Genomic DNA, 20,699 nt, shown 5'->3' with positions numbered 1-20,699 from the left:
GTGACGCGCAGGGTCGCCGCCGCGGATCCGGTGCCCGCGGGCGAGAGGGGAGCGACACGTATCGCCGACCGGGTCGTCGCGAAGATCGCTTCGCAGGCGGCCCGGGAGGCGTTGCGCGGTGCTGCCGAGGCGCATCGTGTGCCACCGGGGCGCGGACCGCACGCGACGGTGTCGCTCCGGCGGGCGGCCGAAGCGGCCGAGAGGGGCGGTCCTGCGGGGGAGGCGCGGGTGCGGGTGGCCGTCGAGCTGGGATATCCGTGCGACATCGGCGCGCAGTGCCATGCGGTGCGTCGGGTGGTCACCGAGCGGGTACTTGCCTTGGCGGGCATGGACGTGCCCGAGGTCTCCGTCTTCGTCGAGCGGCTGCACTCGGTGCACTCGCAGGCGGGGGAGCAGGGAAGGGTGACATGAGCGGTCACGAGCCCGGGGCGAAGGGCGGCCTGCCGACCGCCGAAGCACCCGAAAAGGGCAGTCCGCAGCAGTCCGCGTCCGCCGCTGCGTACGAGGGCGGGGAGGAGCACGGTTCCGTACGGCGCTTCTGGTCGTCCCGCCGGGTGCCCGCCGGGATTGTCGCGGCGCTCGCTGTCGCCGGTACGGGTCTGCTCCTCTACGACGTCGCCGCCGTCCGGGCGGGCCGGTCCGCGATGGGGTGGCGGCGGAGCCTGGCCGAGGAACTGGCGGAACGGCCGCTGGACAGCGGCTGGATGATCGGCGGGGCGGCGGCCGCGATGGTGATCGGGCTGTGGCTGCTCGTGCTGGCGCTCACCCCCGGGCTGAGGCGGCTGCTGCCGATGCGGCGGCCGCCCGTGGGGAGGTCCGGCGGCGCGGCGGAGGATGCCGGCGGCGCGGAGGGCACCGGGGAGACCGGGAAGGTGGACACCCGGAAGGCCGGGGACGCCGGTGCGGCGGGCGCCGCCCACGACACCGGTGCGGAGGACGTACGGGCAGGACTCCACCGGTCCGCGGCGGCGCTCGTGCTGCGCGACCGTGCGATGGAGGTGCCCGGAGTGCAGTCGGTGCGGGTCGACGTCGGCCGGCGCGCGGTCCGGGCCCGGGCACAGGCGCACTTCCGCGATCTCGACGCCGTGCGCGCCGATCTGGACGCCGCCCTGGCGGCCGGCATGCGCGAGCTGGGCCTGGCCCGGCAGCCGAGCCTCTCCGTGCACGTACGACGTCCGGCGAAGAGGTGACGTGACGCATGGTCAGAACTGCCAACCGGGTACTGCTGGGCCTGGCCGGGCTCGGACTGTTCGCACTGGGTGGCGCGGTGCTGGTCGGAGCACTGGATCTGCCGCGGCACTGGGGCTTCGACCTGCCGGGCTGGTGGCCCTTCCGGGGGCCGGACGACGTGGTGCTGGGAGACGAGGGGCGGACCCGGTGGCGGGACGACGGCTGGTGGTGGCCCGTTGTCTTCGCGGTGCTCGCCGTTCTGCTGGCGCTGATGCTGTGGTGGCTGCTGGCTCAGCTGCGGCGGCACCGGCTGAGCGAGGTGCTCGTCGACAGCGGGGACGGAGCAGGGGCTCTGCTGCGAGGGCGCGCACTGGAAGGCGTACTGGCCGCTGAGGCGGAGGCGATGGACGGGGTCTCCCGGGCTGACGTCGTGCTGACCGGACGCCGCCGTACCGCGCCGGAGGTGCGGGTCGGAGTGGTGTTGGAGCCGTACGCGGGGCCGGCGGAGGTGCTGGGGCGCATGAACGACGAGGCGCTGCGGCATGCGCGGGACTCGGCGGGACTCGAGCGGCTTCCGGCGGAGGTCCGGGTGACGGCGGCACGGCACGGGGCCGAGCGGGCTGTCTGACAGCGGGCGGGCCTCGGGGCCGGATGCCCGATGGGCCCGAGGGCGCTGAAGTGACGGCCGGCGGCGGTCAGAAGCCGTGGCGGGAGCCGCCGTCCACGGGGAGCATGATGCCGGTGAGATAGGAGGCCGCGGGGGAGAGCAGGAAGGCCGCCGCCCGGCCGAACTCCTCGGGCCGCCCGTAGCGACGCAGGGGAATCGCCGCCGAATTACGGGCGCGAGCCGTGTCCGCGTCGCCGGAGAGCGCGTCGAGCTCGCGTACCCGGTCCGTGTCGATACGGGCCGGGAGGAGTCCGATCACACGGATACCGCGCGGGCCCAGTTCGACGGAGAGGGACTTGGCGAAGCCCGCGAGCCCCGGCCGCAGACTGTTGGAGATGGTCAGCCCGGGGATCGGCTCGTGGACGGAGCCGGAGAGGACGAAGCCGATCACGCCGCCCTCGGAGAGTTCGGCCGCGGCCGTCCGGGCGAGGCGGACCGCTCCGAGGAAAACGGACTCGAAGGCTGCCCGCCACTGCTCGTCGGTGTTGTCGGCGCCCAGCCCGGTCGGCGGCCCCCCGACGCTGATCAGGATGCCGTCGAAGCTGCCGAAGCGGGCGCGGGCCGTGGCGATGAGGCGGTCGGCGGTCCCCGGGTCGGAGTTGTCCGCGGCGAGGCCGACGGTCTTCGGTCCGAGCGCCGCGGCGGTGGCCGCGGCGGCCTCCTCGTCGCGGCCGCTGAGCACCACCTTGGCCCCGTCGGCGACCAGTTCGCGCGCGGCCGCGAGGCCGAGCCCGCGGGTGGCCCCGGTGACGACGTAGACCCGGTCCTTCAGTTCAAGATCCATGCCCTCATGGTCTCCCATCGGTCCCGGACAGCGCGAGAGCGGTGTTCACCAGGCCCACATGGCTGAACGCCTGCGGGAAGTTGCCCAGCTGGCGCCGGGTGACCGGGTCCCACTCCTCGGACAGCAGCCCGACGTCGTTGCGCAGTGCCAGCAACTCTTCGAAGAGGTCCGCGGCCTCCTTGGTACGCCCGGTAGCGCGCAGGGCGTCGGCCAGCCAGAAGGAGCAGGCGAGGAAGGCCCCTTCGCCGCCCGGCAGCCCGTCCACATGGTCGATGGTGTAGCGGCGGACGAAGCCGCCGTGGTCCAGCTCCCGGCGGACCGCGTCGACCGTGCCGATCACCCGTGGATCGGAGGCCGGGAGGAACCCGACCTGGGGAATGAGCAGGGTGGCGGCATCCAGTTCGGCGGAGCCGTAGTACTGCGTGAACGTGTTGCGGTCCGCGTCGTAGCCGTGCCGGCACACCTCCCGGTGCACGGTGTCGCGCATGGCCTGCCAGCGCTTGGTGTCTCCCGGGAGCCGGGGGAACTTCTCCAGGGTGCGTACGGCCCGGTCGGCGGCGACCCACGCCATGACCTTGGAGTGGACGAAGTGGCGGCGCGGGCCCCGTACTTCCCACAGGCCCTCGTCCGGCTCGCGCCACTGCGTCTCCAGGAACTCCATGAGAGCGACCTGGAGGCTCCAGGCGTTCTCCTCCTGGGGCAGTCCCTTCTCGCGGGAGGAGTAGAGGGAGTCGAGGACCTCGCCGTAGACGTCGAGCTGGAGCTGTTCGACGGCCGCGTTGCCGATCCGGACCGGGGACGATGCCTCGTAGCCCGGAAGCCAGGGGACGTTGAACTCGGTGAGCCGCCGCTCGCCCGCGAGGCCGTACATGATCTGCAGATCCGCCGGGTCGCCCGCGACCGCGCGCAGCAGCCAGTCACGCCAGGCCGCGGCCTCCTCCAGATAGCCGCTGGAGACGAGCGCGTTGAGCGTGAGTGTGGAGTCGCGCAGCCAGCAGAAGCGGTAGTCCCAGTTGCGCACACCGCCTATCTCCTCGGGGAGAGAGGTGCTCGCGGCGGCGACGATGCCGCCGCTCGGGGCGTAGGTGAGGGCCTTCAGGGTGATCAGCGAGCGCATGACGGCGTCCCGCCACGGCCCCTCGTAACTGCACCGGGCCGCCCACTTCTCCCAGCTCTCGACGCTGCTCGTCAGCGCCTCGTACGGGTCGATGCGGCGGGGCCGCTGCTCGTGGGAGGGGTGCCAGGTGATGACGCAGGCGACGCTTTCGCCCCGGGAGACGGTGAAGTCCGCGTAGGTGCAGAAGTCCTTGCCGTAGGTCGTGACCGGGGGCTCGCTGCGCAGCCACACCGAGTCGGGGCCCGCGATGGCGATCCGGTGGCCGTCGGTGCGGCGCATCCAGGGGACGATGCTCCCGTAGTCGAAGCGGAGCCGGATCTCGCTGCGCATGTCGACGGTGCCCGAGACGCCGCGCACGATCCGTACGACATCGGGTGCGCGGTCGCGCTGCGGCATGAAGTCGGTGACCTCGACGGTGCCGGTCGCGGTCTCCCAGACGGTGTCGAGGACCAGGGTCTCGCCGCGGTAGGAACGGTGGGTGCAGGTCGTGCCGGAGACGGGGGCGATGCGCCAGTGGCCGTTGTCCTCGTCGCCCAGGAGCGCGGCGAAGCAGGCCGCCGAGTCGAAGCGGGGCAGGCACAGCCAGTCGATGGAGCCGTCCCTGCCCACGAGCGCGGCGGTCTGGAGATCGCCGATGAGCGCATAGTCCTCGATCCGTCCAGCCACACTGCCGCCTTTCCCACGGTTCGGAGATTCCCCTGCCCGCAGTGGGCCCGGAGCATTCCCGGGCAGCGACCGGACGGGTCAGGCAGGGACGGGAACCGCCTCGTCGGGCGACTGCTGTGCGGTGAGCCGGTCCTTGCGCTCGCGGCGGACCAGGGCCGCCCAGCCGACCGGGACACCGGCGGCGAAAAGCCACCACTGGATCGCATAGGCCATGTGCGGGCCGATGCTGCTGTGGTCCGGGGCGGGGACGGCCTCCGGCTGCCCCTTGGCCTCCGGGGAGGTCTTGGTGAGTTCGATGTAGCCGCCGAGCACCGGCCGGGAGAGCTCTCCGGACTGCTGCTTGCTGTTGATCAGCATGACCTGGCGGGGCGGCAGGCCCGGTTTGTCCTTGATGCCGCTGGCCTCGGTGGTCTCATCGGGCATCAGACGACCGGTGACGGTGACGTCGCCGCTGGGGGAGGCCGGCACCTTCGGGAACCGGGTGAGGGGGCCGTCGGCCGGGATCCAGCCGCGGTTGACCAGGACGGCACGCCCGCTCTTCGTGATCAGCGGGGTGAGGACGTAGTAGCCGATGGTCTGCTCGTCGGCGGCCGTCCTGCGGCGCACCACGACCTCGTGCCGGGAGTCGTACGTCCCGGTGGCGGACACCGTGCGCCAGGTGTCGGCGCGGGGTACCTCGTGGCCGGGGGAGGTGAGCCGCTCCACCGGGGCCGCGCGGGACGCGAGGCTCTTGGCGATCAGCGCGTTCTGCGCCACCCGGTGCTCGTGGCGGTGCAGCTGCCAGAAGCCCAGCTCGATCATCGTGGGGATGAGGGTGAGCGCAACGAGGGTGAAAATCACCCACTGCCGGGACAACAGGAAGCGGTACACCCCACGACCGTACAACTCGGTCGTGGGGTGCCTGGCGGGCGGGTCCCCATGCCGGGGAGTCACACATGGTCCACGAGGCCCACCTTCCCTTCGGCGCGGGCGCAGTGCGCTCCGCAGTAGAAGTGACCGTCGGCCTCCACACCCTGGCCGATGATCTGGCATCGGCAGTGCTCGCAGATCGGGGCCATCCGGTGGATCGCGCAGGAGAAGCAGTCGAAGACATGCACTTCGCCCTGCGCGTGCACCTCGAACGTCATGCCGTAGTCGTTTCCGCAGACCTCACAACGTGCCATGCGCCACAGGGTGCGGTCGCGGGGCGCCGGAGGGGGAGTGTGCGCAGGGCGCGTCGTGGCTCCTTCACCCGGATGACGGTGCCGGTGCCACGTCCTGGAGCAATTGCATGAAGGCCGCCTCGTCGACCACCGGGGTGCCGAACGAGAGCGCCTTGACCGTCTTGGACGTCGCCGAATCCGGGTCGTTGGTGACCAGCAGACTGGTGAGCCGGGAGACGCTGCCCGCGATGTGGAGTCCGGCTTCGAAGGCGCGGTCCTCCAGCAGCTCGCGGTCGACGGAGGTGTCGCCGGAGAACGCCACCCGCATGCCCTGGACGAGCGGCTTGCCCGGCTCGTACCGCCCGGGGTTGGGGTACGGGCAGGCGGGGCGCTTGATGCTGGGGCGCCAGCTGCCCGGCCGGTACGAGGCCTGGCGGCCGATGGCGCGGGGGGTGTCCGACCACTCGGTGAGCGGCTGGCAGGCGAGCAGCGGCAGCCGCACCCCGGCGCCTGCCGCCAGGTGCAGGCTGGGCCGGAACGCCTCGGCCAGCACGCGGGCGTCGTCCAGCGCGTGGTGTGCGCGCTGCTGCACCACGCCGTAGTGCGCGGCGAGCGACTCCAGCTTGTGGTTCGGCAGCGGGAGTCCCAGCTCCTTGGAGAGGGCGATGGTGCAGAGCCGCTGGCGCACCGGCGCGGTCCGGCGCGCCCGCGCGTACTCGCGGGAGATCATCGACCAGTCGAAGACCGCGTTGTGCGCGACGAGCACGCGGCCGTCGAGCCGGTCGGCGAAGGCCTCGGCGATCTCCGGGAAGAGCGGGGCGTCGGCGAGCATCGCGCTCGTCAGTCCGTGGATCCAGACCGGACCGGGGTCGCGCTGCGGGTTGACCGGGCTGTACCAGTGGTCCTCGACATTGCCCTGTGCGTCGAGCCGGTAGACGGCTGCCGACACTATCCGGTCGTCGCGGGCGAGACCCGTGGTCTCGACGTCGACGACGGCGTACCCCTGCGGGTAGGCCGGGGGCCACGAGGGAGTCGTCGGCGCGGGCTGCTGCGCGATCGTGGGTGCGGCTGCCGCGGGGTCTTCGAGCATGGTCCATGAGGATACGGGCCGCCGCCGACAGCTCCGGGCCACCCCCGGTGCGAGAAGTCCGGTTCGTCCCGGGGTGGTTGACGTTGGGCAACCCGGACGGGTGTGTCGGGCGCCGCCCCGGCGCCGCGCCCCGGCGTGGTTGCGCCGCTGTCTCCTTCGGGCGGTGGTGACGGTGTGTCAGGTGCCGAGTGTGCCGTCGGTCGGGGCCGGCGAGGTCGAGATGCCCGGCGGCCCGCTCGGCGCTGCGGTGGGGGTGACGCGGGGGGCCTCCCGGGTGCGGCAGCCGGAAGCCCGGCAGCGGACCGCGGGTAACCCCGATTAATACTCGTTGGTAACTACCTCTAGCGGAGCCCCGGGAACCGCCTTTATCGTGCGGGCATGCCGCACCTGCCCGATGTCGTGTTGTGGTCCGTACCCGCCTTCGTCCTGCTCACCGTCCTGGAGATGGTGAGCTACCGGCTGCACCCGGACGAGGACGCCGCGGGTTACGAGACCAAGGACGCCGCGACCAGCATCACCATGGGACTCGGCAGCCTCGTCTTCGATCTGCTGTGGAAGATCCCCATCGTCGCGATCTACACGGCGATCTACGAGCTCACGCCGGTGCGCGCGCCGGTGCTGTGGTGGACGCTGCCGCTGATGCTGCTCGCCCAGGACTTCTTCTACTACTGGTCGCACCGCGGTCACCATGTGATCCGTATCCTCTGGGCGTGCCATGTGGTGCACCATTCCAGCCGGAAGTTCAATCTCAGCACCGCGCTGCGCCAGCCCTGGACGACGCTCACGGTCTGGCCGTTCTACGTACCGCTGATCGCGCTCGGTGTGCACCCCGCGGCGCTCGCCTTCTGCTCCTCCGCCAACCTCGTGTACCAGTTCTGGATCCACACCGAGCGGATCGACAAGCTGCCGCGGCCCGTCGAGTTCGTGTTCAACACGCCCTCGCACCACCGCGTCCACCACGCCTCCCAGGGCGGCTATCTGGACCGGAACTTCGGCGGCATCCTCATCGTCTGGGACCGGATGTTCGGCTCCTTCACGCCCGAGACGGAGCGGCCGATATTCGGCCTCACCAAGAACATCAGCACCCACAACCCGCTGCGTGTGGCCACCCACGAGTACGCCGCCATCGCCCGCGACCTGCGGGCGGCACAGAGCTGGCGCGAGCGGGTGGGGCGTGTCGTACGGGGCCCGGGCTGGCAGCCCGCGCCCGCTGCGCCCGCCGCTGCGCCCGCTCCTGTCGGTGAGACCGCCCCCGCCGCCAGGACCGCCCCGGCGCTCGGCGGGGCAGTCGAGTCGTAGCTTCGGCTTCCCGGGTGACGGCGCCGAGCCCCGGAGCCTCTCGGCCGCGCTTCAGCGCACACGGCACGTGCGCGGCGGCATGAGCCCGGTCACCGCGCGGAGGCCGGACATGAGCGGTGCGCGACCCGCTCCGGGATCGCGCACCGCCCGCGTGGTGCTCCGAGCTGTCCGTGAACTGCCCGTCAGTTCACTGCTCGGCTCATTTCTTCACGGCGTCCAGGGCGTCCGCGATTCCGGCACCGTAGAAGCTGTTGTTGCTCTTCCCGCCTTCGCACACCGCGTCGGCCGTGCCGTCCCCGTCGATGTCGTACGGCTCCGGGCACGCCGTGTCGTCGGCACCGCGCTTCAGGAGGCCCTTGACCGCGGCCGCACCGGCCCTCGGGTGGGTGCTCTTGATGAGTGCCGCGACGCCCGCCACATGCGGGGAGGCCATCGAGGTGCCGGCCATGTAGCCGTAGCCGCCGCCCGGCAGCGGGCCGAGGATCAGTCCGCTGACGGCCGGCGGGGCCGGGGGCTGGTAGACGGTGCTGTCGCCGCCGGGGGCCGCGATGTCGATGACCCCGAGGCCGTAGTTGGAGAACGAGGACTTCAGCGCCTTGGCGCCGGTGGCGGCGACGGTGACGACGCCCGGCAGCTGCGTGGGGACGTCCAGGCACTCGCTCGGGTCGATCTCGCGGTCGACGGGAGTGGAGTCATTGGGGCTGACAGGGTCGGTGATGGAGTCGGCGGCGAGGTCGTAGCTCTCGTTGCCCGCCGCGGCGACGTTCACCGCGCCGTTGCGCTCGGCGTAGCGCGTGGCCCGGCTGATGGCCTGCAACAGCGCCTTTTGATCCGGGTCGTCGGAGCAGTTGAAGTACCAAGGGTCGGTGTAATAGCTGTTGTTGGTCACATCCACGCCGTGCTCCGCGGCCCAGATGAAGCCGCAGACGACAGCTTCGGTGTAGAAGAAACCGGCCTCGGTGGACACCTTGATGCCGGAGACCTTGACGCCCGGTGCGACGCCGGTGACGCCGACGCCGTTCTTCGCGGCGGCTATCTCACCCGCGACATGGGTGCCGTGCGGGCTCTCCTGCGCGCTCGGACGCCAGGCGCCGTCGGCGGTGTTCGGCTTGCCGGTCACGCAGTTGACCGACGCCTTGCGGTCGAAGTTGGGCGCGAGGTCGGGGTGGGTGTCGTCCACGCCCGTGTCGATGACGCCGACGGTCACGCTTCTGCTGCCCAGCGTCTTCTCGTGCGCCTTGTCGGCCTTGATCGCCGGGAGGTCCCACTGGAGCGGCTGCAGCGGGTCCTCACTCGCGTCCGCCTGCTGCGCGGCCGCCTCGGCCTGTGCCTTGGACAGCTTCTTCGGGGTGCCGAGATCGGTGGTGGACTGCGCGGGCAGCGGGGCGGTCCTGGTGGCGCCGGCCGACTGCACGCCCTTGACCGCGCGGATGGTCCTGGCGAAGCCGGTGTTGGCCGAGTGGACGACGATGACCCCTATCTGGTCGTACGCCTGCACGATCTTGCCGCCGGCTCCGACGATCGCCTTCTTCACCGAAGAGGACGTGCCCTTGCCCGGACGGACGTTGACGACATAGCTCAGCGACTCACCGTCGGCCGTGGTGGCCGCCGGCGCGGCGGTGCCGTCCTCGTGCTGCGGTGCGGCGGTCGCTCCTGCGGGGAGGAAGGCGAGAGCGGTGGCCAGGGCCATGCAGGCGGGTATCGCGGCAGCACGGCGTGAGCGGGTGGCGGAGCGCGGCGTCATGGGATCTCCATTCCGTTCGGTTGACGGGGGAAAGCGCAGTACCGGCGGGGAGAGCAGAAGTGGTCCGGGCCATGGCGGTGTTGTGGTGCCATGGCCCGGACCGGTGGTGGACGCGATTCTCAGCGCGTCACTTCTTGACAGCGTCCAGGGCGTCGACGATGCCGAAGCCGTAGAAGCTGTTGATGTGCTTCGTGCCCGCACACTCGGCGTTGACCTTGCCGTCGCCGTCCGGGTCGTACGGCGCGGTCGGACAGCCCGGGTTGTCCGCCTGGGCCTTGAGCAGCCACTGGATCTCCTGCGGAGTGGCGTCCGCGCGCTTGCTCTTGAGCAGCGCCGCGACACCGGCGACATGCGGGCCGGCCATCGAGGTGCCCTGGAGGTAGGCGTAGTCCCCGTCGGGCATCGTGGAGAGGATCCGGCCGTCCTTGGCCGGGGCCTCCGGCACCTGGTACTTGTCGCCGCCCGGCCCCGCCACATCGATCTGGTTGAGGCCGTAGTTGGAGTAGTACGACTTCAGGTTCAGCGGACCGGTCGCGGAGACCGTCACCACGCCGGGCAGCTGGGTCGGCACGTCCAGGCAGGCCGCCGGGTCGACCTTCCGCTCGGCCGGCGTCGTGTCATTGGGGCTGGACGCGTCGGTCAGCTCCTTGGCCGCCAGGTCGAAGTTGGAATTTCCGGCCGAGGCGACGTTGATCGCGCCCTTCTTCTGCGCGTACTTCGCGGCACGGCCGACCGCGTCGAGGATGGCTGCCTGGTCGGGATCGTTTTTGCAGTTGAACATCCACGGGTCGACGAAATAGCTGTTGTTCGTGACCTCGACGCCGTGGTCGGCCGCGAAGACAAAGGCGCAGACGACGGACTCGGCGTAGAAGAGGCTGGTCTCCGGCTGGCTCACCTTGATGGCGGAGACCTTCACACCGGGCGCGACGCCCGCGACACCGACGTTGTTACGGGCGGCGGCGATCTCACCCGCCACATGCGTGCCGTGGTAGTCCTCGTCCGGGTTGTACGGCCGCCAGGCGCCCTTGGTGGTGTCCGGTACACCGCCGACGCAGTTGGCCGACTGCTTCGCGGAGAAGTTCGGGGCCAGGTCGGGGTGGGTGTCGTCGACGCCCGTGTCGATGACCGCGACGGTCACCTTCTTGCTTCCCGGGTTGACCTTCGCAGCCTGGTCCGCCTTGATGGCGGGGATGTCCCACTGCAGGGGCTCCAGGGGCTCCTTGCCAGTGGCCTTGGCCGCGCTCAGGGCGTTCTTGGAGCGCGGCTCGCTGACCTTCTCGGGCTTGCCGACGTCGGTCGTGGCGGCGGCCTCGAGCGGCGCGGTGCGGGTGGCGCCGGCCGACTGCACGCCCTTGACCGTGCGGATGGTCTTGGCGAAGTCCGGGTTGGCCGAGTGGACCACGATCACGCCGATCTTGGCGTGGGCGGTCACCACGGTGCCGCCCGCCTTGGCGATCGCCTTCTTCACCTGGCCGACCGTGCCGGGGTCGGTCGCGGTGTTCACCACGTAGGACAGCTTGGGACCGTCCTGTGCGGCGGCGGCCGACGCGGCTGCGACCTGCGGGGAGGCCGTGGCGGCACTCGGCAGTAAACCGAGGGAAGCGGTCAGCGCGAGCCCGACCGGCACCGCGAGCGCGCGCCTGCGTCTGGATCGGAGATGAGCCATGGGTTCTCCACATCATCTGTGAAACCCTCCGCGCGCGGTTTTGCGCATGGACGGGTACATGACGACGGAAGCTAGCGTCGATCCGGTGATCTGATCAATGGATTCCGGCAAAAAGCGCGGATTCCCCTTCGAGTTGGTCCGGATGGCTGAAAAACCCGGGACCGTGGTTTCGGACGATTCGAGGCTTGCGCGGTGACGCCGGGTCAGCAGTCCGGAGACTCCACACGCAGCGCCCTGATGCTCAGCGGGGGGAGCGGCACCCGCGGGCCGTACCACCGGCGGAATTCGAGGGAACCGAGGTGCGGTTCGGCCCGCATGGCCGTCAAGGGCCCGGGCAGGGGCACCATGCCGTACGGACGGCGGGAGGGCGCTGAAGGCGGGAGGTTCGACGCATCGCTCACACCGGGTCAACGAACCGGAGGGCAGCGGGTATCGGCCCGATCGACCGATCTTGCCGAGTTCAACGACCACCCCTGTTGTATCCCGCTGACCTGCCCTAACATGCCGAACCGGTAGCCGAGCGATTCGCTCACCGCAGCGCCTCCGCTCACCGCAGTCGCACCGACAGGAGACCCCGTGAACACCGCATCATCCCCACCCGAAGAGGGGACGCCAGGCGTCGCGTCGAACCTCGAGGTGCAGGCGAGTCCGGAGTTCTCCGAACTGCGCCGCACCTACCGCTCCTTCGCCTTCCCGCTCACCGTCGGCTTCATCATCTGGTACCTGCTGTACGTGATGCTGTCCATCTACGCGGGCGGCTTCATGGGCACCAAGGTCGTCGGCAACATCAACGTCGCCCTCGTCTTCGGCCTCGCCCAGTTCGCCACCACCTTCCTCATCGCCTGGTGGTACGCCCGGCACGCCGCCGCGAAGATCGACCCGAAGGCCGACGCCCTCAAGTCCCGTCTGGAGGGCGACGCATGAGCCCCACGATCCAGCTCGCCGCCGAGGGCGCCAGCGAGCACCGCACCCTGATCATCAGCCTGTTCTCGGTCTTCGTCGCGGTCACGCTCGCCATCACCATCTGGGCCGGCCGCCAGACCAAGGACGCCACCGACTACTACGCCGGCGGCCGTGGCTTCACCGGACTCCAGAACGGCCTTGCCATCTCCGGCGACTACATGTCCGCCGCCTCTTTCCTGGGCATCGCCGGCGCCATCGCGCTCGCCGGATACGACGGTTTCCTGTACTCCATCGGCTTTCTCGTCGCCTGGCTGGTCGCCCTGTTGCTGGTCGCCGAACCCCTCCGCAACTCGGGCCGTTACACGATGGGTGACGTGCTCGCGTACCGGATGCGGCAGCGCCCGGTACGGACCGCGGCCGGTGTCTCCACCATCGTGGTGTCCATCTTCTATCTGCTCGCCCAGATGGTCGGCGCCGGCGCACTCGTCGCGCTGCTGCTCGGCATCACCGGCGAGGCCGGGAAGAACCTCATCGTGGTGGTGGTCGGCATCATCATGATCCTTTACGTGACGATCGGCGGAATGAAGGGCACCACCTGGGTGCAGATCGTCAAGGCGGTCCTGCTGATCGTCGGAACGCTGCTGATCACCGTCCTGGTGCTGCACAAGTTCAACTGGAACATCTCCACGCTGCTCGGCGCCGCAGCGGAGAACAGCGGCAAGGGCGCGGCGTTCCTCGAACCCGGGCTGAAGTACGGCGTCTCGGCCACGTCGAAGATCGACTTCATCTCGCTGGGCCTCGCACTGGTCCTCGGCACCGCCGGACTCCCGCACATCCTGATCCGCTTCTACACCGTGCCCACGGCCAAGACCGCCCGTAAGTCGGTGATCTGGGCCATCGGCATCATCGGTGTCTTCTACCTGATGACCATCGCCCTCGGCTTCGGCGCCGCGGCGCTGATCAAGCAGGAGACGATCATCACGTCCAATCCGGCGGGCAACACCGCCGCCCCGCTGCTCGCCCAGGAGATCGGCGGCGGCGCGGATTCGGCCGGAGGCGCGATCCTGCTCGCAGTGATCTCGGCGGTGGCCTTCGCGACGATCCTCGCCGTCGTCGCGGGACTCACCCTCGCCTCCTCGTCCTCCTTCGCCCACGACCTGTACGCCAACGTCATTCGCAGGGGCCAGGCGACCGAGAAGGAGGAGGTCGGGGCCGCCCGGATCTCGGCGGTCGCGATCGGCAGCGTCGCCGTCGTGCTCGGCATCTTCGCGGGCAAGCTCAATGTGGCGGGCCTGGTCGCGCTCGCGTTCGCGGTCGCGGCCTCCGCCAACCTCCCGACGATCCTCTACAGCCTGTTCTGGAAGCGGTTCACCACCCAGGGCGCGCTGTGGTCCATCTACGGGGGTCTCACCTCGTCCGTGCTGCTGGTCCTCTTCTCCCCGGTCGTGTCGGGCAAGGAGACCTCGATGTTTCCGGGTGTCGACTTCCACTGGTTCCCGCTGGAGAACCCCGGCCTGATCTCGATCCCGCTGGGCTTCCTCCTCGGCTGGATCGGATCCATCGTGTCCGAGGAGCCGCCGAACCAGGAGAAGTACGCGGAGCTGGAGGTCCGCTCGCTCACCGGTTCAGGCGCCCACTGACGGTCCCCTGACGCAACCGGACCAGGCACGGCGCGGCCTCTGCCGCGTACAGCGACGACGGCTATGACCTTCAACGAACTGTTGAAGGTCATAGCCGTCGCGTACGCTGCGAGAGACATGCGAGAGACAACGGGCCTTTCGAGACAGGCTGGGCCACGGCAACCGTGGGAGGGGCCGCATCCATGCTCATCGACACTTACGGCCGTGTCGCCACCGACCTGCGGGTCTCGCTGACCGACCGCTGCAACCTCCGCTGTACGTACTGCATGCCGGAGGAGGGCCTGCAGTGGCTCGGCAAGCCCGATCTGCTCACCGATGACGAGATCGTCCGGCTGATCCGCATAGCCGTCACCGACCTCGGGATCACCGAAGTCCGCTTCACCGGCGGCGAGCCCCTGCTCCGTCCCGGCCTCGTCGGCATCGTCGAGCGGTGCGCCGCCCTCGAACCGCGCCCCAAGATGTCGCTGACCACCAATGGCATCGGGCTGGAGCGCACCGCCGAGGCCCTGAAGGCCGCCGGGCTCGACCGCGTCAATGTCTCGCTCGACACCCTTCGCCCGGATGTCTTCACGGCCATGACCCGCCGCAAGCGTCACCAGGACGTGCTCGGCGGCCTGGACGCGGCGCGCTCCGCGGGCCTCACGCCGGTCAAGGTCAACGCGGTCCTGATGCCGGGCCTCAACGACGACGAGGCGCCCGACCTGCTGGCCTGGGCCGTGGAGAACGACTACGAGCTGCGCTTCATCGAGCAGATGCCGCTCGACGCCCAGCACGGCTGGAAGCGCGACGGCATGGTCACCGCAGGGGACATCCTCACCAGTCTGAGCAGCCGCTTCGACCTCACGCCCGAGGGCGACGACGAGCGCGGCTCCGCCCCGGCCGAGCGCTGGCTGGTCGACGGCGGCCCCGCCCGGGTCGGCGTCATCGCCTCCGTCACCCGCCCCTTCTGCCGCGCCTGCGACCGCACCCGGCTCACCGCCGACGGCCAGGTCCGCACCTGCCTGTTCGCGCGCGAGGAGTCCGATCTCCGCGGGACGCTGCGCTCGGGAGCGCCGGACGAGGAGATCGCCAGGCTCTGGAAGCTGGCGATGTGGGGGAAGAAGGCCGGATCGGGTCTCGACGACCCGTCGTTCCTGCAGCCCGACCGCCCGATGTCGGCCATCGGCGGCTGAGACGGGGCCCCTGGAGCCACAGGGAAGGCATAGGCCGGACGTCACTCCGGCGAGGCATCAGGGGCCGGACGTCACTCCGGCGAGGAGCGCAGCTCCCACTCCTCCAGCGTCACGACGTCCTTGAGGAAGCCGCGCACGCCGAGGAACGACGAGAGATGCTCGCGGTGGTCGTCGCAGGCCAGCCAGGTCTTCCGGCGTTCCGGCGTATGGATCTTCGGGTTGTTCCAGGCCAGCACCCACACGGCGGCGGCACGGCAGCCCTTGGCGGAGCAGATCGGCGGCTCGTCGTTCACAGGCTCGTTGTTCACGGAACCCAGACTGCATCATCCCGGGCGGGCGGCCCCGCCTGCCCCCGGAAGGGACCGGAAGGCCCCGGAAAAGCCCTGGGAAGCTCGCGGAAAGCCTCCGGACAAAAGGCGACGCCGGGCAGCCACGGGGGGAGCCGCCCGGCGTCGGTCAGTCGCTCCGACGGGGGATGCGGAGCGCGTACGAAGTATGTCATGGGGGACCCTGGCCAGTGCACCGGATCTGCATGATTGATCTGAGCTTTTCTTGAGCTTTGCAGACTGCCGCACGTCAGGGACGGTCGTGCGGCGGTTCCTCCTGCTCGGCCTCGGCCCCTTCCGGCACGCGTTCCGCCGCGCCGTTCTCCGAGCCTTCGGGGAGCATCGGCCGGACCGGTGTCGGGATGTAGGTGGAGGGGAGTGAAGGGGCGTTCTCCCGGCCCGCGTTGGCGATCACCACGGCGATGTACGGCATCACCAGGCCGACCACCAGGGCAGCGATCGCCACATGCCGTTCGACGCTCCAGAGGACCACGGCGAGGATGAAGGACACGGTCCGCACGGACATCGAGATGACATACCGGCGCTGGCGCCCGCGGACATCCTCGTTCAGGCCTTGCCGGGCTCCGGTGATCCGGAAGACCTCGGCCCCACTGTGCTTCCGCATCACGTTCCACCACCTGACTTCCGCACCGAGCTCTCCCCCCGGCCCGGACCCTTCAACCGTACGCCGCGACTCCGTCGCATTCGAGACCGGGTCGAGCCGTACAGCGCCGTGTCTTCCGGGCCTCCCGGCGTACGGCGAGCTCCGGCGTACGCCGTACCGTCGCCGGGCGCGCGAGGAGCGCATCCGGCGGCAGCCGCGTACGCCCCCGCCTACAGCCCCCGGATCTCGGCGATCTTCCGGCCGGCCTTCAGGTAGACGCTGCCGGCGCCGAGACCGGCGTCCGCGAGGGACTGCGCCACGACCTCGCCCAACGGACGGATGGCCGCGGCCTCGTCCAGGACGATCGCCTGCTGGCCGCTCCCGTCCTCCACGATCAGCCGCAGCCCGTTCTGCTTGGCGATCCGGCGGGCGGCCGAGGCGCTCGGGGTGAACTCCAGCACTTTGGTGAGCACCGCCGCGACGCTCTCCGCGCCGTGCTGCGCCGCGTCGACGGACGGCAGCGACTCGACGTCGGCGAAGCTCTTCTTCGAGAACTGCGCGATGAAGCCCGCGCGGGCCGCCATGGCGGCGTCCACGCCGTACAGCGCCGCCACGACCTCGCCCGCCAGGACCTTCTTGAGGTCCATCGGGTGCAGCGACTTCTCCTCCACACGGGACAGGGCGAGCGAGATCTCCTCGTCCGTCCACTCGGTCCACGCCTTCAGGTACGGCTCCATCAGGCGGTCCGGCACCGACATGATCTTGCCGAAGACGTCGTCCGCGGACGACGTCAGGCCGACGTAGTTGCCCTTGGACTTGGACATCTTGGCGCCGGAGCCGTCCGTGCCCTCGATCAGCGGCATGGTGACGATCAGCTGCTGCTGCTGACCGCGCAGCTCCATCAGCTTGCGCCCCATCTGGAGATTCAGCAGCTGGTCCGAACCGCCCAGCTCGACATCGCTCTCCAGCGCCACCGAGTCCAGGCCCTGGGCGACCGGGTAGAGCAGCTCCGCCATCGTCAGGCCCGACCCCTCGGCCAGCCGGTTGCGGAAGTCCTCACGCTGCAGCAGCTGCGAGACCGGCACCTGCGAGAGCAGGCTCAGCAGCTCCGGGAAGGTGTACGGCGCCAGCCACTCGCTGTTCTGCCGGAAGCTGACCTTCTCGAAGTCGAAGAACGGCCGGACCTGCTCGCGGTACCCGGTGAGGTTCGCGGCGATGTCGTCATCGGTCAGCGGCGGGCGCTCGGCCGTACGGCCCGACGGGTCGCCGATCTTGGCCGTGAAATCACCGATGAGCAGCGTGACGTCGTGGCCCATGCGCTGGAAGCGGCTGAGGATGATGATGGGGACGGTGTGGCCGAGGTGCACATCGGCCGCGGTGGGGTCGATGCCGAGCTTGATGCCCAGGCCCCGCCCCTCCGCCCGGCGCTCGTCGATCCGCTCCGCCAGCTTGCTCACCGACGGCAGCACGTCCACGGTGCGCCTGGCGATCAGCTCCGCCTGCTCCTTCGCCGACAGGTCCGAGAGGTCGAGATAGCGCCTCGCCTTCGTCTCCGTGAGCAGCTGCTCCACGGTCTTGTCGGAGGAAAGGTCCTGCACCAGCAGTTCACTGGTGCGAGCGACGGAGTCGCCGAGGCGTGTCATGGCGTTCCTGTACGGGGTCGGGGGCGGACGGGTGGCCGGGGTGAATTCTATGTGGTCAGACGCCCTGGCTGACCGAGCTCATATGGAAGTCCGGGATACGCAGGGCGGGCATCGCGGCGCGGGTGAACCAGTCGCTCCACTCGCGTGGCAGAGTCCGCTCGGTGCGGCCGGCCTCGGTGGCGCGCGACAACAGGCTCACCGGGGACTCGTTGAACCGGAAGTTGTTCACCTCGCCGACGACCTCGCCGTCCTCCACCAGATAGACGCCGTCCCGGGTCAGGCCGGTGAGCAGCAGCGTCGCCGGATCGACCTCGCGGATGTACCAGAGGCAGGTCAGCAGCAGTCCGCGCCGGGTGCCCGCAGTCATCTCCTCCAGCGAGCGGGTGCCGTCCGCGTCGAGGATCAGATTGTCGATGCCGGGGGTCACCGGGAGTCCGGTGAGCTTCGCGGTGTGCCGGGTGGTGAGCAGATGCGTCAGCTCGCCGTTCCGCAGCCATGCGGTGGGCGCGAGCGGGAGCCCGTTGTCGAAGGCCGAGGCGTCGTCGCCCGAGGAGTGCGCCATGACGAAGGGCGCGGACTCCAGCCCCGGCTCGTGCGGGTCGCTGCGCAGGGTCAGCGGCAGCTCGGAGAGCTTCTCGCCGATCCGGGTGCCGCCGCCCGGCCTGCTGAAGACCGTACGGCCCTCGGCCGCGTCGCGGGCCGACGAGGACCACTGCTGGTAGATCAGCAGGTCCGCGACGGCAGTGGGTGGCAGCAGCGTCTCGTACCGGCCCGCCGGCAGCTCCACCCGCCGCTCCGCCCAGGCCAGCCGCCGCGCCAGCTCGGCGTCCACGGCCGCCGGGTCGACATCGCGGAAGTCGCGGGTGGACCGGCCCGCCCAGGCCGAGCGCGTACGGTCCGGGGACTTGGCGTTGAGCTCCAGCGTGCCGCTGGGCTGGTCGTGGCGCAGCCGCAGTCCGGTGGAGGTGCCGAGGTAGCTGGAGACGCACTCGTGGTTGGCGAACCCGTACAGCTCGCGCCCCCCGGCGCGGGCCCGGGCGAAGGACTCCCCGAGTGCCGGCGCGAAGGCCGAGAACACCTCGGAGGAGGTCTCGGCGGGTTCCTCGGTGAAGTCCGGGGAGACGGGCACGCCCTCGACCAGCGGCTGCGCGTCCTCGGCCGGGCCCGCGGCATGCGCGGCCGCCTCGGCGGCCCGTACCAGCGGCTCCAGCTCGTCGGCGGTGACGGCGGACCGCGAGACGACCCCGGAAGCCGTGCCCTGCCCGCCGTTCACGGTCGCGATGACGGTGAGGGTACGGCCGCGGGTGACGCCGTTCGTCGTCAGCGCGTTGCCCGCCCAGCGCAGATTGGCGCTGGACTCCTCGTCGGCGATCACCACACAGCCGTCGGCGCGGGAGAGTCCCAGGGCGCGCTCGACGATCTCGTGCGGTGCGGTCCTGCGGCTCATCGTCCGGCCTCCTGCGTGGTGTTGAGAATGTTGACGCCGCGGAACAGCGCGGACGGGCAGCCGTGCGAGACCGCTGCGACCTGGCCGGGCTGGGCCTTGCCGCAGTTGAACGCCCCGCCCAGGACATAGGTCTGCGGGCCGCCGACGGCCGCCATGGACCCCCAGAAGTCGGTGGTCGTCGCCTGGTACGCGACATCGCGCAGTTGCCCGGCGAGCCGCCCGTTCTCGATCCGGAAGAACCGCTGCCCGGTGAACTGGAAGTTGTAGCGCTGCATGTCGATGGACCAGGACCGGTCGCCGACGACATAGATCCCGCGCTCGACACCGCCGATCAGCTCCTCGGTGGAGGGCCCGGCGGGGGCGGGCCGCAGCGAGACGTTCGCCATCCGCTGCACGGGCACGTGGCTGGGGGAGTCGGCGTACGCGCAGCCGTTGGAACGCTCGAATCCGGTGAGCCGCGCGATCCGGCGGTCCAGCTGATAGCCGACGAGCGTGCCCTCCTTGACCAGGTCCCAGGACTGCCCGGCCACGCCCTCGTCGTCGTAGCCGACCGTCGCGAGCCCGTGCTCGGCGGTCCGGTCCCCGGTCACATTCATGATCTCGGAGCCGTACTTGAGCGTGCCGAGCTGGTCGAAGGTGGCGAACGAGGTGCCCGCGTAGGCGGCCTCGTAACCCAGCGCGCGGTCCAGCTCGGTGGCGTGGCCGATCGACTCATGGATGGTCAGCCACAGATTCGACGGGTCGACGACGAGATCGTACGAACCGGGGTCGACGCTCGGCGCCTGCATCTTCTCGGCGAGCAGGGAGGGCAGTTCGGCGAGCTCCGCGCCCCAGTCCCAGCCGTTGCCTGTCAGATACTCCCAACCGCGGCCGGCCGGCGGGGCGATCGTCCGCATCGAGTCGAACTCGCCGCTGACCGGATCCACGGCGACGGCGGTGAGCTGCGGGTGCAGCCGTACGCGCTGCTGGGTGGTCGAGGTGCCCGCCGTGTCCGCGTAGAACTTGTTCTCCTGCACGGTCAGCAGCGAGGCGTCCGCGTGCGCCACGCCGTCAGCGGCCAGCAGCTGCGCGCTCCACTCGGCCAGCAGCCCGCTCTTGTCCGAGTCGGGGACGTCGAACGGGTCGATCTCGTACGAGGAGACCCAGGTGCGGTCCGCGTGCACCGGCTCGTCCGCCAGCTCCACCCTCTCGTCCGACCCCGCGGCCGCGATCACCCGCGCGGACAGCTTCGCCATCTCCACCGCCTGCCCCGCGACCCGCGCCGCGGCGTCCTGGGTGAGATCCACGCCGGACGCGAAACCCCAGCTGCCCCCGTGCACCACCCGTACCGCGTACCCGAGGTCCGTGGTGTCGGACGACCCCGCGAGCTTGGCGTCGCGGAGCCGCCACGCCGCGCTGCGCACCCGCTCGAAGCGGAAGTCCGCGTGTTCGGCGCCCAGCGAACGGGCCCGGGCGAGCGCCGCGTCGGCGAGCGCCCGCAGCGGCAGCGCGAGGAATGACTGATCGACCTCGTGGGGCACGGGGGCCGTCCCTTCTCGTGACGTCTTCGCAGTGAATCATGGTGCTTCGGCGCCATGTCCGGCATGGATTTCCACGCCGGAAACCCGAAGAGGCCGCCC

At 70.6% G+C, this 20,699-nt stretch carries 19 protein-coding genes; 7 read left to right on the top strand and 12 right to left on the bottom strand.

Going from position 1 to position 20,699, the window contains the following annotated elements; all coding sequences use genetic code 11:
* The 3 genes from ABZW18_RS01030 to amaP are packed head-to-tail and all read left to right on the top strand — an operon-like array spanning position 1 to position 1,798.
* Positions 1-411 carry a hypothetical protein gene (locus ABZW18_RS01030; protein ID WP_356180219.1) on the top strand — a complete coding sequence of 137 codons (411 nt, stop codon included), beginning with the start codon at positions 1-3 and terminating at the stop codon, positions 409-411.
* Complete coding sequence (locus ABZW18_RS01025; RefSeq protein ID WP_356180217.1) at positions 408-1,190, top strand: DUF6286 domain-containing protein; 783 nt, start codon at positions 408-410, stop codon at positions 1,188-1,190. The genes ABZW18_RS01030 and ABZW18_RS01025 overlap by 4 nt, the downstream gene beginning before the upstream one ends.
* An 8-nt stretch (positions 1,191-1,198) precedes the next feature.
* Complete coding sequence (gene amaP, locus ABZW18_RS01020; RefSeq protein ID WP_356180214.1) at positions 1,199-1,798, top strand: alkaline shock response membrane anchor protein AmaP; 600 nt, start codon at positions 1,199-1,201, stop codon at positions 1,796-1,798.
* Positions 1,799-1,865: 67 nt separating this feature from the next.
* Here amaP and ABZW18_RS01015 read toward each other — a convergent pair whose 3' ends face one another.
* From ABZW18_RS01015 to ABZW18_RS00995, 5 genes are all read right to left on the bottom strand, one after another.
* Positions 1,866-2,621: an SDR family oxidoreductase gene (locus tag ABZW18_RS01015; protein ID WP_356180211.1), complete on the bottom strand. Its 756-nt coding sequence runs from the start codon at positions 2,619-2,621 to the stop codon at positions 1,866-1,868.
* Positions 2,622-2,625: 4 nt separating this feature from the next.
* Entirely contained in the window at positions 2,626-4,404 is a 1,779-nt protein-coding gene (locus ABZW18_RS01010) for a glycoside hydrolase family 15 protein (protein WP_356180209.1), read from the bottom strand.
* A gap of 78 nt (positions 4,405-4,482) precedes the next feature.
* Positions 4,483-5,274 carry an SURF1 family protein gene (locus ABZW18_RS01005; RefSeq protein WP_356180207.1) on the bottom strand — a complete coding sequence of 264 codons (792 nt, stop codon included), beginning with the start codon at positions 5,272-5,274 and terminating at the stop codon, positions 4,483-4,485.
* 59 nt (positions 5,275-5,333) lie between these two features.
* Positions 5,334-5,567 carry a hypothetical protein gene (locus tag ABZW18_RS01000; RefSeq protein ID WP_356180204.1) on the bottom strand — a complete coding sequence of 78 codons (234 nt, stop codon included), beginning with the start codon at positions 5,565-5,567 and terminating at the stop codon, positions 5,334-5,336.
* Positions 5,568-5,631: 64 nt separating this feature from the next.
* On the bottom strand, positions 5,632-6,636 hold the full coding sequence (locus ABZW18_RS00995) for a DEDDh family exonuclease (RefSeq protein WP_356180201.1): 1,005 nt from the start codon (positions 6,634-6,636) through the stop codon (positions 5,632-5,634).
* Positions 6,637-7,014: 378 nt separating this feature from the next.
* Here ABZW18_RS00995 and ABZW18_RS00990 point away from each other — a divergent pair, with 378 nt between their 5' ends.
* Entirely contained in the window at positions 7,015-7,935 is a 921-nt protein-coding gene (locus ABZW18_RS00990; RefSeq protein WP_356180198.1) for a sterol desaturase family protein, read from the top strand.
* A gap of 199 nt (positions 7,936-8,134) precedes the next feature.
* Here ABZW18_RS00990 and ABZW18_RS00985 read toward each other — a convergent pair whose 3' ends face one another.
* Complete coding sequence (locus ABZW18_RS00985; RefSeq protein WP_356180196.1) at positions 8,135-9,679, bottom strand: S8 family serine peptidase; 1,545 nt, start codon at positions 9,677-9,679, stop codon at positions 8,135-8,137.
* Positions 9,680-9,806: 127 nt separating this feature from the next.
* Positions 9,807-11,345, bottom strand: a complete 1,539-nt coding sequence (locus ABZW18_RS00980; RefSeq protein WP_356180193.1) for a S8 family serine peptidase — start codon at positions 11,343-11,345, stop codon at positions 9,807-9,809.
* Between the two features lie 576 nt (positions 11,346-11,921).
* Here ABZW18_RS00980 and ABZW18_RS00975 point away from each other — a divergent pair.
* The 3 genes from ABZW18_RS00975 to moaA all read left to right on the top strand — a co-directional run bounded on the left by ABZW18_RS00975 (position 11,922) and on the right by moaA (position 15,060).
* On the top strand, positions 11,922-12,269 hold the full coding sequence (locus ABZW18_RS00975; protein WP_356180191.1) for a DUF485 domain-containing protein: 348 nt from the start codon (positions 11,922-11,924) through the stop codon (positions 12,267-12,269).
* Positions 12,266-13,888, top strand: a complete 1,623-nt coding sequence (locus ABZW18_RS00970) for a cation acetate symporter (RefSeq protein WP_356180188.1) — start codon at positions 12,266-12,268, stop codon at positions 13,886-13,888. Before ABZW18_RS00975 ends, ABZW18_RS00970 begins: the two co-directional genes overlap by 4 nt.
* 182 nt (positions 13,889-14,070) lie before the next feature.
* Positions 14,071-15,060: a GTP 3',8-cyclase MoaA gene (moaA, locus tag ABZW18_RS00965; protein ID WP_356180185.1), complete on the top strand. Its 990-nt coding sequence runs from the start codon at positions 14,071-14,073 to the stop codon at positions 15,058-15,060.
* Positions 15,061-15,131: 71 nt separating this feature from the next.
* Here the strand turns inward: moaA and ABZW18_RS00960 are convergent, their stop codons facing one another.
* From ABZW18_RS00960 to ABZW18_RS00940, 5 genes are all read right to left on the bottom strand, one after another.
* Positions 15,132-15,368 carry a hypothetical protein gene (locus ABZW18_RS00960; RefSeq protein ID WP_356180182.1) on the bottom strand — a complete coding sequence of 79 codons (237 nt, stop codon included), beginning with the start codon at positions 15,366-15,368 and terminating at the stop codon, positions 15,132-15,134.
* A gap of 268 nt (positions 15,369-15,636) precedes the next feature.
* A complete protein-coding gene (locus tag ABZW18_RS00955; protein WP_356180179.1) occupies positions 15,637-16,011 on the bottom strand; it encodes a DUF3099 domain-containing protein in 375 nt (124 codons plus the stop codon).
* A gap of 209 nt (positions 16,012-16,220) precedes the next feature.
* A complete protein-coding gene (gene tyrS, locus ABZW18_RS00950; protein ID WP_356180176.1) occupies positions 16,221-17,633 on the bottom strand; it encodes a tyrosine--tRNA ligase in 1,413 nt (470 codons plus the stop codon).
* Positions 17,634-17,688: 55 nt separating this feature from the next.
* Positions 17,689-19,080, bottom strand: a complete 1,392-nt coding sequence (locus ABZW18_RS00945) for a TldD/PmbA family protein (RefSeq protein WP_356180173.1) — start codon at positions 19,078-19,080, stop codon at positions 17,689-17,691.
* Positions 19,077-20,600 (bottom strand): TldD/PmbA family protein, encoded by a 1,524-nt coding sequence (locus ABZW18_RS00940; protein ID WP_356180170.1) that lies wholly within the window; start codon positions 20,598-20,600, stop codon positions 19,077-19,079. The genes ABZW18_RS00945 and ABZW18_RS00940 overlap by 4 nt, the downstream gene beginning before the upstream one ends.
* Between the last annotated feature and the right edge of the window lie 99 nt (positions 20,601-20,699).

Source organism: Streptomyces sp. NPDC004647 (genome assembly GCF_040609575.1).
Classification (GTDB): domain Bacteria; phylum Actinomycetota; class Actinomycetes; order Streptomycetales; family Streptomycetaceae; genus Streptomyces.
This window is presented reverse-complemented; position numbering and strand designations above follow the sequence as displayed.

Bases quoted from the DNA above. Each gene is read 5' to 3' on its own strand.
- ABZW18_RS00955 (WP_356180179.1), bottom strand. From the start codon at position 16,011: ATGCGGAAGCACAGTGGGGCCGAGGTCTTCCGGATCACCGGAGCCCGG.
- ABZW18_RS01025 (WP_356180217.1), top strand. From the start codon at position 408: ATGAGCGGTCACGAGCCCGGGGCGAAGGGCGGCCTGCCGACCGCCGAA.
- ABZW18_RS00995 (WP_356180201.1), bottom strand. From the start codon at position 6,636: ATGCTCGAAGACCCCGCGGCAGCCGCACCCACGATCGCGCAGCAGCCC.
- ABZW18_RS00990 (WP_356180198.1), top strand. From the start codon at position 7,015: ATGCCGCACCTGCCCGATGTCGTGTTGTGGTCCGTACCCGCCTTCGTC.
- ABZW18_RS01000 (WP_356180204.1), bottom strand. From the start codon at position 5,567: ATGGCACGTTGTGAGGTCTGCGGAAACGACTACGGCATGACGTTCGAG.
- ABZW18_RS00945 (WP_356180173.1), bottom strand. From the start codon at position 19,080: ATGAGCCGCAGGACCGCACCGCACGAGATCGTCGAGCGCGCCCTGGGA.
- amaP (WP_356180214.1), top strand. From the start codon at position 1,199: ATGGTCAGAACTGCCAACCGGGTACTGCTGGGCCTGGCCGGGCTCGGA.
- ABZW18_RS00980 (WP_356180193.1), bottom strand. From the start codon at position 11,345: ATGGCTCATCTCCGATCCAGACGCAGGCGCGCGCTCGCGGTGCCGGTC.
- tyrS (WP_356180176.1), bottom strand. From the start codon at position 17,633: ATGACACGCCTCGGCGACTCCGTCGCTCGCACCAGTGAACTGCTGGTG.
- ABZW18_RS01015 (WP_356180211.1), bottom strand. From the start codon at position 2,621: ATGGATCTTGAACTGAAGGACCGGGTCTACGTCGTCACCGGGGCCACC.
- ABZW18_RS00970 (WP_356180188.1), top strand. From the start codon at position 12,266: ATGAGCCCCACGATCCAGCTCGCCGCCGAGGGCGCCAGCGAGCACCGC.
- moaA (WP_356180185.1), top strand. From the start codon at position 14,071: ATGCTCATCGACACTTACGGCCGTGTCGCCACCGACCTGCGGGTCTCG.
- ABZW18_RS00985 (WP_356180196.1), bottom strand. From the start codon at position 9,679: ATGACGCCGCGCTCCGCCACCCGCTCACGCCGTGCTGCCGCGATACCC.